Origin of the sequence: Marinomonas spartinae (assembly GCF_900089775.1) — a bacterium.
GTDB classification, from domain to species: domain Bacteria; phylum Pseudomonadota; class Gammaproteobacteria; order Pseudomonadales; family Marinomonadaceae; genus Marinomonas; species Marinomonas spartinae.
The window spans coordinates 113,145-129,072 of sequence record NZ_FLOB01000009.1 but is presented as its reverse complement, the minus strand read 5'-3'; the positions used below and the strand labels follow the sequence as shown (position 1 = coordinate 129,072).

The following is a 15,928-nucleotide window of genomic DNA, read 5'->3' as shown; positions in this document are numbered from 1 at the left end:
CTATCACAATCATTTTTGTATCCATTAAAAAGCGAGTTGTATATGAGTGAGCGGTCACAAGTGAGGGTGTTAATTGTTGATGACTCAGAATTGATGCGGAGTCTTTTGACGCGAATTTTATCGTCAGATTCTCATCTTAAGGTGGTTGGTATTGCCAAAGATGCCTACGAGGCCAAAGAACAGGTTAAAAAATTGTCTCCTGATGTGATTACACTGGATATTGAGATGCCGGAGGTTAATGGCTTGCGCTTTCTTCAGGTTTTAATGAAGGCGAACCCCATCCCTGTCGTGATGGTATCGACCTTGACTGAGGAGCATGCTGCGGCCACCTTAACTGCCCTAGAGTATGGTGCAGTCGATTATATGGCTAAGCCCAAAGTCCACGATGGATCCTCGTTAGACAAATATGCGAAAAGAATGATTAGCAAAGTACGCTTGGCGGCTGGGGCGAATGTCAGAGCTCGGGCGAAGACATCTACTCCCACTTCTAAAGTCGTTGCGAAGCAAAATGCCGCCAATAGAATATTGGCGATAGGGGCGTCTACAGGAGGCACCGAAGCCATTCGTGATTTATTGCAGCAGTTACCTGCGGAACAGTTTGGGGTGGTCATCTCACAACATATGCCTCCTGGTTTTACAAGAACCTATGCTGAGCGTTTGAATCGACAAACAGGTTTTCAAGTCGCGGAGTCTCAGGGGGGAGAAGTCGTAAAGCCTGGCACGGCCTATATTGCTCCAGGAGGGTACCATTTGACGTTACGCCGTAAAGGAAACCTGATTTATACTGATCTTGCTTTAGGAGAAAAAGTCTGTGGACACCGTCCATCTGTTGATGTGATGTTTGATTCAGTGGCTGAATTGATTGGCAAAACCGCCATTGCTGTTTTATTGACGGGGATGGGTAAAGATGGGGCGCAAGGTTTGAAGCGAATTAAAGAAAAAGGAGGATATACCGTTGCTCAGGATGAAGCGTCTTGTGTTGTCTTTGGTATGCCAAGAGAAGCGATTAATATTGGTGCGACGTGCTCCATACAAGCTCTTTCTAAGATGGGAAATCATCTGGTGAGCTTGTTGTAAGACATTCATTTGTTGATCATTAACAAGTGATGTATTAGCCATGATACAGAGATATTGAAAAGCCGCTGTCAATTCAGTTGATAGCGGCTTTTGTTTTTTTGCTGAAGCATTTTTAGGAAAACGCTAGGTTAAAGCATGAACCAACACCAAGGTGATAGAAGGAAAGGCAATTAATAACACCACTCGTGCTAGGTCAGATAGTAAGAAGGGAATGACACCTCTAAAGCTTTCCTTTAGAGACAATGAACTGTCAAATGAGTTAATAATAAACACATTCATACCCACCGGTGGTGTGATTAATCCCACTTCCACAACAATCAGGGCTAGGATGCCAAACCAAATACCCACATCTGTCGGAGGGAAGCCAAAATCCATTGCCATGATAACAGGGAAATAGATCGGGATTGTCAGCAGTATCATAGCTAAGCTGTCCATAAAGCAGCCAAGTACTAGGTAGGTAAGCAGCATTAACGTTAATACTAAATAAGGACTGAACCCAGCGCTTTCTATGTATTGAACACCAAGACTGGGAACCTGCGTGAGGGCAATGAAGACACTAAATAAATCGGCACCAAAGACGATGAAGAAAATCATAGCCGATGACACCGCCGTTCTGGTGATACAGTCGATCAATACATTAAAGCTTAATGAGCCATTCAGAAGGGCTAATAAGCAGGTCAGAATGACCCCCACTGCTGCCGCTTCAGTTGGTGTGAAGAAGCCTAGGTAGATCCCCCCTAAGACGATTAGGAAAATAACCGTTATGTGCCAGACATCTTTTAGCGAGGTAATTTTTTCTTTTAAGCTTGTCTTTTCACCACGGGGGCCCGCTTTTGGAAAGATGCGAACATAAATAGCAATGGCTAACATGTAACCAAATGCCGCTAAAAAGCCAGGCAAGAAGGCAGCAATAAACAGCTTCGAGATATTTTGTTCTGTCAGCACGGCAAAAATGATTAACACCATGGAGGGTGGAATCAAGATACCTAATGTCCCACCGGCTGCAAGGGTTCCTGCTGCCAATCCGCTAGCGTATTTGTGCTTTTTCATTTCCGGTAAGGCGACTTTTCCCATGGTGGAGGCGGTTGCCAAAGACGAACCGCAAATAGCACCAAAGGCGGCACAACCGGCAATGGAAGCCATGGCCAGCCCTCCCTTTAAATGGCCGACCCACTTATTACAGGTACGAAAAAGCTCACTAGTGATGCCTGAGCGTGTGGTGATCTCTCCCATTAATAAAAACAGAGGCACCACAGAAAGGTCATAGGTCGAAAATTTTGCCACTGGTGCGGTACTTAAATAGCTTAATAGTGCCGGTGTTCCAGCTAATATGATATAGCCGGTACCACCGCTGATGAGCATTGCCAGTGCAATTGGAATACGAATGGCCATCAATATAAGCAAGAATGCCATCATTAATAAGGCCAGTTCCACATTACCCATGTTTCAATCCTTTTAGAGAGGTCAGTAAGCTGTCTAGACAATTCAGAGTTAATAGACCAAAAGAACCACAGCCAACGGCGTACACTATCCAGTTTGGTAGTTGCAAGATCATGGTGTAGTCAAAGTAGTCGTAGGCATCCAGACCACCCAGAGCTAACCGCCAGGTTAATACCGCAGCCACAAAGCACATTAAACAGTCACTCAATATGGCAAGCCACAAAAGTGTGCGAGGGCTTGCTGATGCGGTAAAAATGTCTACCACTACATGGCCTTTTTTTAAGTGACAATAGGGGAGAAAACAGAAAATGCTGATTCCCAACCCCATTTCCACTAATTCATAGTCTCCGGTGACAGACGTTTGAAAAAAAAGACGTCCTAAAATACTGGCGACCACCATGATGGCGAGCGCCATCATAATGAGTCCACCAAGAATCGCGAGATATCGTGATACCCAAGTCAGCACAGGATTGGCTCCTAGGTATTCCGACTGAGAAAGAATGGGGGTATCACTCATGACTCACCATTTTGCTTTTCATATTTCGACAGTAAGTTCTCTGCTTCGTTGTAAAGCGCTTGACCACGGCCATTGGTGGATTTATTCATGGTTTTAATCCATTTATCGGTCACAGGCTGCATTTTCGCTCTCCAACGGGCGACCTCTTCTGCTGGCAAGGTATAAAACTCATTTCCAGCGGCCACAGCGGCATCACGGCCGACCTTTTCGTTTTTATCAAACTCGTCGCCGATAAAACCGGCTAGGGGAATACCTGAGTTATTATCGATGACTTTTTGTAGATCTTTTGGAAGGGAGTTATAAGCCTTTTTATTCATGGCAAACACGAAGGTGTTGGAATACAAGCCACGTTTACCAGAAATTTCAACGTTGTGTGTTGCTAACTCGTCAATTTTAAGAGGAGCGGTTACTTCAAAAGGCAGTACGGCAACATCGACAACGCCTTTAGATAAAGCACTGGCCATTTGCGTCACCGGCATAAAAATACTGTTTACATCTAACAGGGAAAACGCATCGCCCATGATACGGTTTGGTACACGGACTTTTAAGCCTTTCATATCTTCTAGGGTTCTGACTTCTTTATCACGAACATGCAAAGACCCTGGCGCATGGGTGTGTAAGGCAAGGACATGAACATCGCGCATTTCATCTGTCATTTCTTTTTCATAATATTCTTGCAGTGCCATGCTGGTGGATTTGGCTGAGCCAACCATGAAGGGAAGTTCGAATACCGTCATCTTAGGAAAGCGGCCAGGTGTATAGCCAGCGACGGTCCAAGCAAAGTCAACGCGGCCCTTACGTACCTGATCATATAAAGAAGCGGGTTTACCACCCAGCTGCATCGCAGGATAAATGACGATTTTGATTCGTCCATTAGACTCCTTCATTACCTTTTTCGCCCAAGGTTCTAATACTTTGGTGTGGGCCGTTGAAGAGGGGGGCAACATATGATGAAGTTTAAACGTAAACTCAGGCTCAGCCGCTTGCGCGAAGGAGACTGTAAGCATCAGAGCAGCGGCCATTAATAGAGATTTTATTCGCATAATCGACACCTTTATTTTTTTTGTCGGTGAATGTGATTGGACAAAAGGGGCTTCCTTTGCCTAGGGAAGGTATGAATAAGGCCTGATACTTAGACGACTTATTCATACCTTCACTCATACTTATGTCATAAACTGTTTTGTCTTACAACAATATTTCCTATTTTTTTTCTCTTTCCTTTCTTTTGTTATGGATTTACGTCTTATTTTTTATGCTTTCTTGGGGGATGGTTAACAGTAACGGCTTAACTTTGATGGCACAGTGACTACTTAGTTGTAGTCACTGTGTGGTGATAAGTACATTATAGTAATAGATAATTTATATTGTACTTTGCTATAAAAAAGGTTGATTCTAAAACTGTTTATACATAAAACTATGTAATGCTAGGACAGCGCTGAGGGAAAAACGACTATCCATGCTCAGTTGTATGAATACTGGGTAGATAACAATAATAAATTGAAAGAAGGTAAGATTATGAGTACCGATGTTTTACTGTCAAAACCTTGGAATAATGCTTTTTTTAATGGTGATTGGGTCGAGGCCTCCGGTAACTGTGTTCCAGTCATTGAACCCGCTACGGGTGACTCTCTTTCCAGCATCGTGCTAGCCACTGCTGACGATATTTATCACGCTTCCAAGGAAGCGGCGGCGGCTCAAAAAACATGGCTGAGCATGCCACCAAGAGAAAGATCCGCCATATTTTATCGTGCGGCGGATTATTTTGATGAGCATGCTGAAGAATTTGCCATGTATATCGCCCGTGAAACAGGTGGGATTTTTCAAAAAGGTCAGCATGAAGTTCGTGAAGCTGCAACCATTCTGCGCTTAGCCGCACACATGGCGCTAGAACCAAATGGTTTAACCCTTCCCACTACAGCGGGTCGTACTTCTGTAGCAAAACGCATACCTCATGGTGTTATTGGGGTTATTTCTCCCTTTAATTTTCCGCTTATTTTGTCGATTCGTTCTATCGCACCAGCTCTTGCAACGGGCAATGCGATTGTCACGAAACCTGATCCACAAACGCCCGTTACTGGTGGTTTTATGTTGGCATTGGCATTCGAAGCGGCGGGTTTACCCAAAGGTTTATACCAGGTGCTACCTGGTGCCGTAGAAGCGGGCGAGGCGGTTTGCAGTGCACCAGAAATTGGTATGGTGGCGTTTACTGGCTCCACGGCAGCGGGCCGTAAAGTGGGCGAAGCCTGTGGGCGAAACCTGAAAAAAGTGTCTTTAGAATTAGGGGGTAAGAGCTCGCTAATTATTTTGGAAGATGCGGATTTAGATGTGGCTGCCAGCAACATTGCGTGGGGCGCTTATTTCCACCAAGGCCAGATTTGTATGGCATCAGGTCGAATTTTAGTACAAGAGAGTGTCGCGAAAGCATTGACGGCGAAGATTGTTGAAAAGGCACAGCACTTGCCAGTAGGAAATCCTACCACTAAACAGGTTGCGCTTGGGCCACTAATTAATGAAACGCAATTACAGAAAGTGGACAGTATTATAAAAGATACTGTTGCAGCCGGTGCAACGCTTGAAGTGGGTGGTACTTATGAGGGATTGTTCTACTCGCCGACAGTCCTGTCTGGTGTGAAACCGGGCATGCGTTCTTTTGAAGAAGAAATCTTTGGCCCTGTAGCCAATATTGTCTCCTTCAGCACTGATGAAGAAGCCATTGAGATGGCCAATAATACTGAGTACGGTTTGTCTGGTGCGGTGATCAGTGCCAATGTCAGTCGAGCCCAAAAGATTGCCAGTCAATTGCATGTTGGCTTGTTGCACATTAATGACCAGACGGTAAACGATGAGTGCATCAACCCATTTGGTGGATGTGGTAATTCAGGCAATGGTAACGCTGTTGGTGGTCCATCAGATTGGGATACATACACCCATTGGCAATGGATGACAGTGAAAGAACAAGCTACGGCGTACCCTTTCTAATTAGAAGTCGCTTTGGCAACCAAGTACGCCAGATGGGTTTGTTCTTGTGAATTGATAGCCTATCCTGTTGGATAAATAAAAAGCAAGCAGTGGATACTGTTTGCTTTTTTTATTTGTTTTTTATCTGAAAGGGGGTTCCTTGAGTACCTCAGGAATATGGAGAATCAGATAATCAAGAAAGGCTCGCGTTGCTGGGTTCATCCCCTTACGCTTAGAAAAAACGGCGTGAACCGTATGGGCTTTGGAAGTCCATTCTGGCAGTAGTTGAATCAACTGCCCTGTTTCAATACTGGGGGATGCAACCGGTGCAGGAATAAGGGCAACGCCGATCCCTTGTACAGCACTTTCCAGTTGAATCCAGCGATTTAAACAAAACAGTCGAGGGTGATGTTTGATGATGCAGGGGGCGCCATCTGGGCCAAATAACTCCCATTTATGTTCCTGGCTTTCTTGTTTATTGAGCTGTTCGCTCAAGGTCGGCATATGGGATAGCTGATCTGGGTGAGTTGGATTACCGTGCGCGCTAATAAAGTCTGGGCTGGCGACAAGAATCATTTTGCTGCTTGCTAATGGTTTGGCAACTAATCCAGGCTCGCAATCTAAGGACTTTCTGGAACGCAAAGCAATGTCGACTCTTTCCTCGATGACTTGTACGTCCCTGTCTGTGGCATCAAGAGAGACAGTAATCTTTGGATATTGTCGCATAAAGTCGGGTAGTAATAATGAAATATGATGCTGTGCTAAAACCGTTGGGCAACTAACCCGAACCAATCCAGAAGGAACCGATTGTAATAGGGCGACCGAGTCATAAGCAGACTGTCCTTCCGCGACCATACTAATGGTCCCCTCGTATAGTTGTCTGCCTGCTTCGGTGAGTGAAAATTGCCGACTATTACGTTGAATTAATTGCACTCCAACTTTTTCTTCGAGCTTAGCCACGCGCCGGCTGAGTAGGGATTTAGTAATACCTGATGCCCTTTCTGCAGCTGTATAACCGCCATTGTCGGCTGTCAGATAAAAATAGTAGAGATCATTGAAATCCATTGGTATTTAGTTGCTCCGGTCTGCTAAGGCGGTGTTTGAAAGTCAAAGTGATTCATTACTAGTTAAGTCGGCTCTGAAACGTCATGATAATAAAGCCGATAATAGCAACAATAAATAACAGAGAGTAATAATCGATACCTGCCAATAACACGGCATTTTGCTTTACATGTTGAGCTATCCAGGCAAAAGCCATTTTGTTGGCGACAAGTTGGTTGACTTGCCCATAGGCATTCGCTATCTGATGCAGGGCACTTTGATAAATGGGGTTGTTGGCTGCCACATGCTCGTTAAGTGCGTTGTAGTGTATGGTAGTGCGCCACTGCAAGCCAATACTGGCCAATGCGGTTCCCATCGACATACCGATCTGAGAAATCATATTTTTGAGCTGCTGAGCGTGGGAAAAGGCGGTTTCATCGTGTTCAAGCTCCTTAAAAGATTTTGCTGCGGCGGTACCTTGTATAAACACGGTAAAGAAACCAAAGAAAGCAATAGCAGGCAAAATCTGCGTTTGCATGTTTGAGCTTGGTGTCAGGTGCGACATGATATAGCCATAGCAGCCTAAACAAACAAAGCCAAACATGAAGAATTTTTTCCCATTGGGCCTTTTAGGAAATACTTTCATGTGAATCCATACTCCAAGGATGGCAGACACTAATCCCAAGGCATACCAGCTTCCTACTGTACTCCAGCTAAATCCTAACCCCTTTTGCAATATCTGTGGCAGTAGGTAGTTATTCGACCCCATGATCAAATAGCAGGTAAAAAAGACCAGCACGCCAGAGCGGTAAATTTTGCTTTCGAAAAGTTGTTTTATCGACAACAGAGGTCTGGCGTGATGATGACGAATAGTGCTGCGAATAAAGTAATAAATACTGGTTAGTCCGAGCAATAAAATAACGCTGACTAAGATGCTGTTGCTGTAGAACTCATAGCTGCCATAACGCAAAGCATAAAGAACTAAAAAGGAGCCTGCTGTTAATGCCATGACGAGATAGGGGTGGGATTGGGAACGCAGTTCTTTCTTGGTTGGGATACCCGGTAGACAAAACGCCGACGTGATGGCGGCAAGAACAGTAAAGACCATTAAAATGGCAAACAGATATTGCCAAGAAGCATCCAAAAATAATCTTGCCACTAAAAACGGTGCCAGAGCCGAGCTGATGGTTAGACCGTAAGCATAGGTTTTGATGCCCGTGAGTCGAAGGGGGCTTGGGGGAAACAAGGTAACAATGACCCGAGCGCCCGCCATAAAAGCCGCGCCGCCAAATCCCATCACCACGTGACCGATCAAAAAGACCGTGAAATTATTACCGTAAAAACAGATCAGACAGCCGATAAAAAAGATGAATAACGAGGCCAGAATGTAGTATTTCCAGCCCATTCGCTCAATTAACCAGCGCTGTTTCGAGATGGTGACGACCGCGACACAGGCATAGGCTGCCGTTGTTAAGCTGTATTCTTGCGGTGAGACGCCTAACTCTCCCATTAAGGGTGCCGCCGCGAAGGCGATCATACCCGTTTGCAGGAAGTTTAGCAGCATCAGTAAGAAAATGGTCGCCAGCATCAAGAAATTGTGCGAAGGCGCCGGAACGTATTTATGTTGACTAATGCGTTGGATCATAATGGTTATATGTTTTCTTTAATGATCTTTTGAATGAGCGTATTAGCACCTTTATCTCCATCGTCGAAGACATCAGTTCGCCACGGTGTCGGAGGTGTTGCTACAGTGGTTAACTCCGCTTTACCTGCATTCTGTGTATTGACGGTCACATTCATGGAGAGACCGGGTCTAAGAGGGTGTTTGGTAAGCTCTGTTGATTGGAGGGCGATGCGCACCGGAACACGTTGCACCACTTTGATCCAGTTGCCCGTTGCATTAGAGGCTGGCAATAATGAAAAGGCGCTGCCTGTGCCTGGAACAATCCCTTGTACCGTACCATGGTAAGTGATTGATGAACCGTAGACGTCGGAGGTTAAAGTAACAGGTTGTCCGGAGCGAATATTCCCTATTTGTGTTTCTTTAAAATTTGCCACAACCCAGACATGATTTAATGGCACGATCGACATTAAAGTACTGCCAGCAGAAACATGTTGGCCAACTTGCACACTACGTTGCGCTACATAGCCGCTTACTGGGGCGACAATGGTGGTTCTGTGTAAAGCAAGCCAAGCACTCTTTAACGCGGATTCTGCTTTTAGGACATCAGGGTGGGTAAGTACGGTTGTGTGATCCACCTTGGTTTTGATGGCATCGTAGGCTTTTTGGGCAACATCGTAAGACGCCTTAGCGCTGATGTAGGTGCTCTTATAGTGGCTTAAATCTTCATTCGAAATCAGATTGTTTTTTCTCAGTTTAATCCGTCGTTGGTAATCATTGTCAGCCTTATCCAGTGCGACTTTGGCCAGTTCGACATTGGCTCTTTGCTCTTCTAAGGCTGCAAAGCTATTGCGAACGGCACGAATGGTACTGGCAAGATTTGCCTGTGCTTGTTGTAACGCTAACTTAGCATCAACAGGGTTTATTTTAACAAGCAGGTCGGATTGTTTAACCAAGTTGGTATTCTCAGCCATGATGTCTGTCACTGTCCCTGAGACCTGTGACATAACATTAACAACATTTCCAGCTACGTAAGCATCTTCTGTTGACTCATGAAATTGTCCTATTTTTGACCACCAAATATAGGCGGCGATACAAGCGATGACTGCGGTAATAACTAAAGCTACAACCGTCGTTTTCTTGTTCATGATGTGTTTTTCTGTATCGGTCATTGATTCTATTTACTCACAACACTAAAGGTTCAACTAAATTTGGAAGGTGGAATGAGCGGCAAGAGTAAGGAGATAGTCAGTGAAGATCAATGGCAAAAATTGAGATGCAATATCCTAAATATAGGATAGTTGATATTTCTGCTCTATTCCTTATTTTTTGCTATTAAACAGGGGTTAATCGGCTTTTTTTGCTTTTTAAACCTGCTTAAATATAAGAAAATGAAATAAGAAAAAATAAAGAATGTGTTGTTTTTAATACGATGTGTTCGATTTATAGCCTATAAAAAAGCGCTGCCTCTTATGGGGTTTACAATAAAATGACGATAGATTTGTCTCTACATTGTCTTGTAACCCCCCGCAAAAACGTTCAATTTATGAAAAACGATCTCTTAGTGAGTAATAGAGCATACCGGCAACGAGCCCAGGCCAACGTAGCAGGGTGCCACCGGGAAAATTAGCACAAGGTACATTTGAGAATACGTTAAAGCGTTCCGCTGTACCGCTGACAGCTTCGGCCATCAACTTGCCAGCGAGTGTGGCTAAAGCAACACCATGACCGGAATAGCCTTGGGCGATAAACACATTTTTCTCTTGATGGGCAAAGTAGGGCATTCGATTTAAGGTGATGGCCAGTGTACCGCCCCAGCTAAAATCTATCTTGGTGTGGGTCAATTCTGGATATACTTCGAGCATGTGCTTTTTGACAAAACTGGCAATATCCTTCGGGAAGCGCGAACGATAGTTCTCGCCGCCACCCCACAGTAGTCTTTTATCCGCTGACAGTCGAAAATAATTCACCACGAACTTGGAGTCCGCAATGGCGTAATCTTTAGGATTAATTTTGTTATAAATCGCTTCAGGAAGAGGTTCAGTGGCAAGAATAAAATTATTGATTGGCATGATTTTTTTTGCCGCTTGAGGATGAAGCTTGTCGAGATAGCCATTACAAGCGAACAGTAAGTAATTGGCTTTTACCGTCCCTTTTGGGGTCTTAACTCGGGGCTGGTCCCCACTTTGATAGTGGATAACGTCGGACTGCTCAAATAATTGCACACCATTTTCATGAGCGGCTTTGGCAAGACCAAGGGCAAAGTTATAGGGGTGGATATGCGCGCCATCTTCATACAATTCACCGCCATGAAAATGAGGTGTTCCAAGCGCCTCAGAAACGTCCTGCTTGGTGAGGTATTGAACTTTTTGGTAGCCAAGAGTGTTTCTCTTGTAATCGACGGCCTGTTGGATGTCTTCCACATGAGAGTTCTTGGCGGCGACATGCAGTACTCCTGCTTTCAAGTCACAGTCAATTTGATGCTGTTGAATCAAATGCTTTACTAGCTCGACGGATTCGACGGACATCTCCCATAATAAATCGGCGTGTTGCTTGCCTACTTTTTTGCTTAACTCTGCATGGCCCATATTATGGCCTTGGCATAATTGACCACCATTGCGTCCAGATGCTCCTGAACCTACGCGGTGGGCTTCGAGTAAAGTGACTCGGTAACCTTTTTCCGATAAATGCAAGGCAGCAGATAAGCCTGTGTATCCGCCACCAATAATACAAACATCCGTTTCATGGTCGCCCTTTAAGCTAGGAAAACGGATGCTTTGATTGGCTGTGTTGGCGTAGTACGATGCTTCAAAGCCTTGATTTTTCATGAACAGAGCCTCCTTAATAATCACTTCGTAAAAATAGCAAGCTATCCTAACGTAGAAAGAACAATGCGTTGATCACTTTTTAATGATATTTTTTCTTAAAAAGGACAATATCAAACAAGGTCATTGTTAACTTTATTAGCATAAACAAAAAAGGTGATGTATGGGGATCCTAGAGGATTTTCTTAAAACGCATTCGATTACGGAAATAGAGTCTACTCTGCCAGATATGACAGGGAATGCACGAGGTAAATTTTATCCGACTCGGAAATTTTTATCTGAACAAGAGGGGCGGCTGCCGGAAACGGTCTTGGTACAAAGTGTGACAGGGGATTGGGCCTACAATCACTACGATATTGTTGACGCCCGTGATCAAGATATGATTCTGGTGCCGGATACCAATACACTGCGTATTGTTCCTTGGGCTGATGAACCAACGGCGCAATTGATCAATGACTGCTTTGACACCGATGGTAACCCACACCCTCTATCCAGCCGGACGATTTTACGGCATGTGTTGGCTTTGTTCGAAGCGGAAGGCTTACGTCCTGTTGTGGCGCCTGAAATGGAATTTTATTTGGTGCAAAAACAAAATGATCCAGATTATGAGTTGAAGCCTGCGGTGGGGCGCTCTGGTCGTCGCGAAACAGCGCGTCGTTCTTACAGTATTGACGCGGTCAATGAGTTTAATCCGGTAATTGATACTCTATATGCCTATTGCGAAGCTCAGGATTTGGATGTGGATACCTTGATCCATGAATCTGGTGCAGCGCAGATGGAGATCAACTTTTTGCATGGCGATCCATTGGATTTGGCCGATCAGGTGTTCGTCTTTAAGCGGACTATGCGTGAAACAGCGATTAAGCATGATATACACGCCACTTTTATGGCTAAGCCAATGCAGAATGAACCGGGCAGCGCCATGCATATCCACCAAAGTCTTATTGATATAAAAACGGGGAAAAATATCTTTAATGATAACGGTGAATACAGCGAAGCCTTTTATCACTACTTAGGTGGTTTGCAGAAATACACCCCGAATGCGATTAGCTTCTTCGCACCAAACGTCAATTCTTATCGTCGTTTTGCGCCAGAAATGGCTGCGCCAGTGAATATGAAATGGGGAGTGGATGACAGAACGGCTGGCTTACGCATTCCCGTGTCGTCTCCAGAAGCTTACCGCATCGAGAACCGTTTTCCAGGATCCGATTGCAACCCATACCTTGCCATTGCAACCAGTTTAGCCTGTGGTTATTTAGGGTTAAAAGAGAAGTTGCGTCCCACAGAGCCTTCTAATGCGAAGTCGGCTCAGGAAACGGGGGAGGTGGATTTGGCAAGAACGCTAGAAGAAGCTTTGCGTTTGCTAGAAGATTGCCCGGAAATTTGTGACATCATGGGACAAAAGTTTGTTGATGCTTATATCGGGGTGAAACGGTCTGAATTTGAAACCTTTAATAAGGTGATTAGTTCCTGGGAACGTGAGCATCTATTGCTAAATGTTTAACTCGTCATGCTAGTCAAGGGATTATACCTTTAGTACAGAGCGGGCGATGTCTGAATGTCGATCGTTTGCAAAGCTCAGTGTGGTGCTGAGCTTTTTTGCGTTACTCTCGCCAAGGTGCGTCTGCTGACATTCGATGACAGTTTGATGAGTCCTCTTTGTTGAAAAATTTACTATTTCGTTAGGGGATGGTTTCGCTCTATGGCAAAATACCGTCCTTGTAATGTAAATCCTCTCCTATGGGAGCATGAATCGGCGTGGTTTCCCCATGAATGTATCGCCTCATGTTTCCCTAACGATCTGGTTATTTAAAAGATAACCGTGACGCGCTAAAAGGCATGTTAGAGACAGGCTGATGTTATCTGGAGAGTTGGCTTGTGTTCAATGAAACACGACGCTATAGCAGGGGGATCCCCCTGTTTTCATGTATGGTTTTACGTGTTTGTTGAAAGGAGTTATTGGCGCCTATGATTCGCCCTCTATTAGTTATGAGATTGCTAACCATGCCATGTTTATGGATGGGGTTGGTTCAGCTAGTCTTTGGTGAATTGTCCTTTATGTTTTTTAAAGATAACGTGGCGAGTAATTTTACCTTGCCAGCCTCTATCACATTAGGCATCTCTCTGATCATTCTGATTGGCTTTAAAAAATACCCTCTGCCATCGGTGACGAATCGTGAAGCCATGTTATTTGCGACCTTGACTTGGGTCGCTGTGGGTATGCTTGGGGCTATCCCCATTGTTACGATTGCTCACGTGTCTTTCACCGATGGGGTCTTTGAATCCATTAGTGGCTTAACTACGACGGGGGCGACGGTTTTATCAGGCTTAGATAGCATGCCGAAGACGTTTTTGATGTACCGTCAGTTTTTACAATGGATGGGGGGATTAGGGGTAGTTATTTTTGTGGTCGCCATTTTGCCAATGCTCAATATCGGCGGAATGCGACTACTAAAAGCTGAAACGCCTGGGCCCATTAAAGACGATAAGCTCTCACCTCGTGTTGCCAATACCACTCATTATCTGTGGTTAGTCTATGTCACGATTACCGCCTTATGTGCGTTATGCTATTACTTAGCTGGCATGTCCGTGTTTGATGCGATAGGTCATAGTTTCTCAACCGTCTCCACAGGCGGCTTTTCGACCCACGATGCCAGTATGGGCTATTTTCATAGCAACTTGATGCTATGGATTTGTAATGTCTTTATGGTTCTTGGGGCGACAAACTTTGCTTTACACTATCGTGTGTACTTGGCCAATAGCATCAAGCTCTATTGGAAAGATGAAGAGATGCGCAGCTTCTTGATCATCATTTTTGTTATCTCTGTGATTTTGGCGACTTATCTTTATCACAATGGCAATGAGCACAGTTTTTGGCAGTCTCTAACGGATTCTTTTTTCCATATCATTTCGTTTATTACTAGCACAGGGTTTGCTGCGACGGACTTGAGCAAATGGCCCGTTGTCACCGCAGTGATCTTAATCTTTGTGGGCTATATCGGGGGGTGTGCAGGATCCACAGCAGGTGGTAATAAGGTAATTCGTAATATCATCGCGTTGAAATCAGTGGGCTTAGAAATTAAGCGCTTAGTGCATCCCAATGGTGTGTTTACCATGAAATTTCAGCGCCGCACCATCAGTGGTGAAGTGCGCCATGCGGTGATGGCATTTATGTGTTTAGCCGCACTGACTACCATTATTTTTACGATTCTTCTGATGTTTACCGGCCTGAGTTTTATGGCTGCGTTAAGTGCAACGGCAGCCTGTTTGAACGTGTTGGGCCCAGGTTTTGCTGAGCTGGGTAATAACTTTGCGCCATTAAGCGATGTAGCCACTTGGTTGATGAGTGCCGCAATGATTTTGGGTCGTCTTGAGTACTTCACTGTATTGGTGCTGTTCTTCCCTGTACTCTGGAGACAATAGCTTATCGATAGTAATGCTGAGTCGTTTTACATAATGGTGCTGCATTTTCTAGTTTTTAGATAGGTTCTGTTTCTCTGAATGGTCTGCATGAAAAGACGAGGCAAATATTCTTGGCTCGTCTTTTTTAGGTAAGTGAATCAAGGTGAGTCCTAACTGTCGTGCCAAAGAAACCGCTAACGTGCTGGGTGAGGCAAGATGAATCAGGGTGGATAGTGTGGCTCTGACGGCTTTTTGAATTAGCTCGGTGCTACAGCGGCTGGACATCACCACACTGTGATTGTGAAGCGAAATGTTGTGATTAAGCGCGTAGCCAATGATTTTATCTAGGGCATTGTGTCGGCCAATATCTTCAAGACAAATGATAGGATGGCCTTCTGGAGAGAGTAACATGGCGGCGTGGATGGCACCGCTTTTTTGGCCTAAATCCTGATGGGCAAACAGCATTTCTCTTAGTGTCTTCAGAATATGAGTGGGTAAGGCTTGGCTTGCGGGTAAAGGCTTGAGTATCGGCAGAGCTTGTTCTAGGGAGTCTTTACCGCATAGACCGCACCCTGTAGCGCCTAAATGGGCGTGCTTGTGTTGTTTAAAATGGGCAAATTGCCTTGGGCTGATGTCCAAGTTAAGGGCTAATCCTGGGATACCAAGGTGGGCGATGGTGGTCTCTTCTAGCTGAATGTCTCTCACATCCTGCTTACTGTTAATGATTCCTTCACTAAAGGCAAAGCCTATTGCAAAGTCATCTAGATGGTTTGGGGTAACCATCATTACCGCATGGGTGATCTGATTAATGCTGATTGCTAATGGTATTTCCTCAACAAGTTGGGTTTGCTCTTCATAACGTAGTGCGTCGCGTCTGGCGAAATAACAGTGTCGTGTGCTTGTTAAAGAAAAAGGTGTCATGCCTTAAACCTAAAGTGAATGTTTTATGGTAAGCCCATTGTTCGCCGTATAGCACGAAGACACCATCTTAATCATTCTGTGCTTTTGCGTCTATTAAGGTATTTATCCTAGTGACTTTATATCATG

General features: G+C 44.7%; 12 protein-coding genes. 4 read left to right on the top strand and 8 right to left on the bottom strand.

The window, feature by feature from the left end:
- The first annotated feature begins 42 nt into the window (after window positions 1-42).
- The gene (locus MSP8886_RS16590; RefSeq protein ID WP_067018464.1) at window positions 43-1,077 is read left to right on the top strand and encodes a protein-glutamate methylesterase/protein-glutamine glutaminase; all 1,035 of its coding nucleotides are present in this window, start codon (window positions 43-45) and stop codon (window positions 1,075-1,077) included.
- Window positions 1,078-1,200: 123 nt separating this feature from the next.
- On the opposite strand, the gene MSP8886_RS16585 is transcribed toward MSP8886_RS16590, so the two are convergent.
- The 3 genes from MSP8886_RS16585 to MSP8886_RS16575 are packed head-to-tail and all read right to left on the bottom strand — an operon-like array spanning window position 1,201 to window position 4,077.
- Complete coding sequence (locus tag MSP8886_RS16585) at window positions 1,201-2,520, bottom strand: TRAP transporter large permease (protein ID WP_067018462.1); 1,320 nt, start codon at window positions 2,518-2,520, stop codon at window positions 1,201-1,203.
- Window positions 2,513-3,034, bottom strand: a complete 522-nt coding sequence (locus tag MSP8886_RS16580; protein ID WP_083200999.1) for a TRAP transporter small permease — start codon at window positions 3,032-3,034, stop codon at window positions 2,513-2,515. The genes MSP8886_RS16585 and MSP8886_RS16580 overlap by 8 nt, the downstream gene beginning before the upstream one ends.
- Window positions 3,031-4,077 (bottom strand): TRAP transporter substrate-binding protein, encoded by a 1,047-nt coding sequence (locus MSP8886_RS16575; RefSeq protein ID WP_067018460.1) that lies wholly within the window; start codon window positions 4,075-4,077, stop codon window positions 3,031-3,033. Before MSP8886_RS16575 ends, MSP8886_RS16580 begins: the two co-directional genes overlap by 4 nt.
- A 472-nt stretch (window positions 4,078-4,549) precedes the next feature.
- Here MSP8886_RS16575 and MSP8886_RS16570 point away from each other — a divergent pair, with 472 nt between their 5' ends.
- Window positions 4,550-6,013 (top strand): benzaldehyde dehydrogenase, encoded by a 1,464-nt coding sequence (locus MSP8886_RS16570; RefSeq protein WP_067018458.1) that lies wholly within the window; start codon window positions 4,550-4,552, stop codon window positions 6,011-6,013.
- Window positions 6,014-6,133: 120 nt separating this feature from the next.
- Here MSP8886_RS16570 and MSP8886_RS16565 read toward each other — a convergent pair whose 3' ends face one another.
- The 4 genes from MSP8886_RS16565 to MSP8886_RS16550 all read right to left on the bottom strand — a co-directional run bounded on the left by MSP8886_RS16565 (window position 6,134) and on the right by MSP8886_RS16550 (window position 11,482).
- Window positions 6,134-7,057 carry a LysR substrate-binding domain-containing protein gene (locus MSP8886_RS16565; protein ID WP_067018456.1) on the bottom strand — a complete coding sequence of 308 codons (924 nt, stop codon included), beginning with the start codon at window positions 7,055-7,057 and terminating at the stop codon, window positions 6,134-6,136.
- A gap of 58 nt (window positions 7,058-7,115) precedes the next feature.
- Window positions 7,116-8,678, bottom strand: a complete 1,563-nt coding sequence (locus tag MSP8886_RS16560; RefSeq protein WP_083200998.1) for an MFS transporter — start codon at window positions 8,676-8,678, stop codon at window positions 7,116-7,118.
- Between the two features lie 5 nt (window positions 8,679-8,683).
- Window positions 8,684-9,826, bottom strand: a complete 1,143-nt coding sequence (locus MSP8886_RS16555) for an HlyD family secretion protein (protein ID WP_067018454.1) — start codon at window positions 9,824-9,826, stop codon at window positions 8,684-8,686.
- Between the two features lie 372 nt (window positions 9,827-10,198).
- A complete protein-coding gene (locus MSP8886_RS16550; protein WP_067018452.1) occupies window positions 10,199-11,482 on the bottom strand; it encodes an NAD(P)/FAD-dependent oxidoreductase in 1,284 nt (427 codons plus the stop codon).
- Window positions 11,483-11,642: 160 nt separating this feature from the next.
- On the opposite strand from MSP8886_RS16550, the gene MSP8886_RS16545 reads away from it, so the two are divergent.
- Both MSP8886_RS16545 and MSP8886_RS16540 read left to right on the top strand, forming a co-directional pair.
- The gene (locus tag MSP8886_RS16545; RefSeq protein WP_067018450.1) at window positions 11,643-12,983 is read left to right on the top strand and encodes a glutamine synthetase family protein; all 1,341 of its coding nucleotides are present in this window, start codon (window positions 11,643-11,645) and stop codon (window positions 12,981-12,983) included.
- 464 nt (window positions 12,984-13,447) lie between these two features.
- Window positions 13,448-14,902, top strand: coding sequence for a TrkH family potassium uptake protein (locus tag MSP8886_RS16540; RefSeq protein WP_067018448.1), 1,455 nt, complete (start codon window positions 13,448-13,450; stop codon window positions 14,900-14,902).
- A 48-nt stretch (window positions 14,903-14,950) separates the two neighbouring features.
- On the opposite strand, the gene fdhD is transcribed toward MSP8886_RS16540, so the two are convergent.
- Window positions 14,951-15,802: a formate dehydrogenase accessory sulfurtransferase FdhD gene (gene fdhD / locus MSP8886_RS16535; RefSeq protein WP_067018446.1), complete on the bottom strand. Its 852-nt coding sequence runs from the start codon at window positions 15,800-15,802 to the stop codon at window positions 14,951-14,953.
- Window positions 15,803-15,928 lie beyond the last annotated feature (126 nt).

Coding starts and splice junctions, on each gene's coding strand:
- MSP8886_RS16545 (WP_067018450.1), top strand. CDS start 11,643: ATGGGGATCCTAGAGGATTTTCTTAAAACGCATTCGATTACGGAAATA.
- MSP8886_RS16565 (WP_067018456.1), bottom strand. CDS start 7,057: ATGGATTTCAATGATCTCTACTATTTTTATCTGACAGCCGACAATGGC.
- MSP8886_RS16570 (WP_067018458.1), top strand. CDS start 4,550: ATGAGTACCGATGTTTTACTGTCAAAACCTTGGAATAATGCTTTTTTT.
- MSP8886_RS16560 (WP_083200998.1), bottom strand. CDS start 8,678: ATGATCCAACGCATTAGTCAACATAAATACGTTCCGGCGCCTTCGCAC.
- MSP8886_RS16555 (WP_067018454.1), bottom strand. CDS start 9,826: ATGACCGATACAGAAAAACACATCATGAACAAGAAAACGACGGTTGTA.
- MSP8886_RS16575 (WP_067018460.1), bottom strand. CDS start 4,077: ATGCGAATAAAATCTCTATTAATGGCCGCTGCTCTGATGCTTACAGTC.
- MSP8886_RS16585 (WP_067018462.1), bottom strand. CDS start 2,520: ATGGGTAATGTGGAACTGGCCTTATTAATGATGGCATTCTTGCTTATA.
- MSP8886_RS16590 (WP_067018464.1), top strand. CDS start 43: ATGAGTGAGCGGTCACAAGTGAGGGTGTTAATTGTTGATGACTCAGAA.
- MSP8886_RS16550 (WP_067018452.1), bottom strand. CDS start 11,482: ATGAAAAATCAAGGCTTTGAAGCATCGTACTACGCCAACACAGCCAAT.
- MSP8886_RS16580 (WP_083200999.1), bottom strand. CDS start 3,034: ATGAGTGATACCCCCATTCTTTCTCAGTCGGAATACCTAGGAGCCAAT.
- MSP8886_RS16540 (WP_067018448.1), top strand. CDS start 13,448: ATGATTCGCCCTCTATTAGTTATGAGATTGCTAACCATGCCATGTTTA.
- fdhD (WP_067018446.1), bottom strand. CDS start 15,802: ATGACACCTTTTTCTTTAACAAGCACACGACACTGTTATTTCGCCAGA.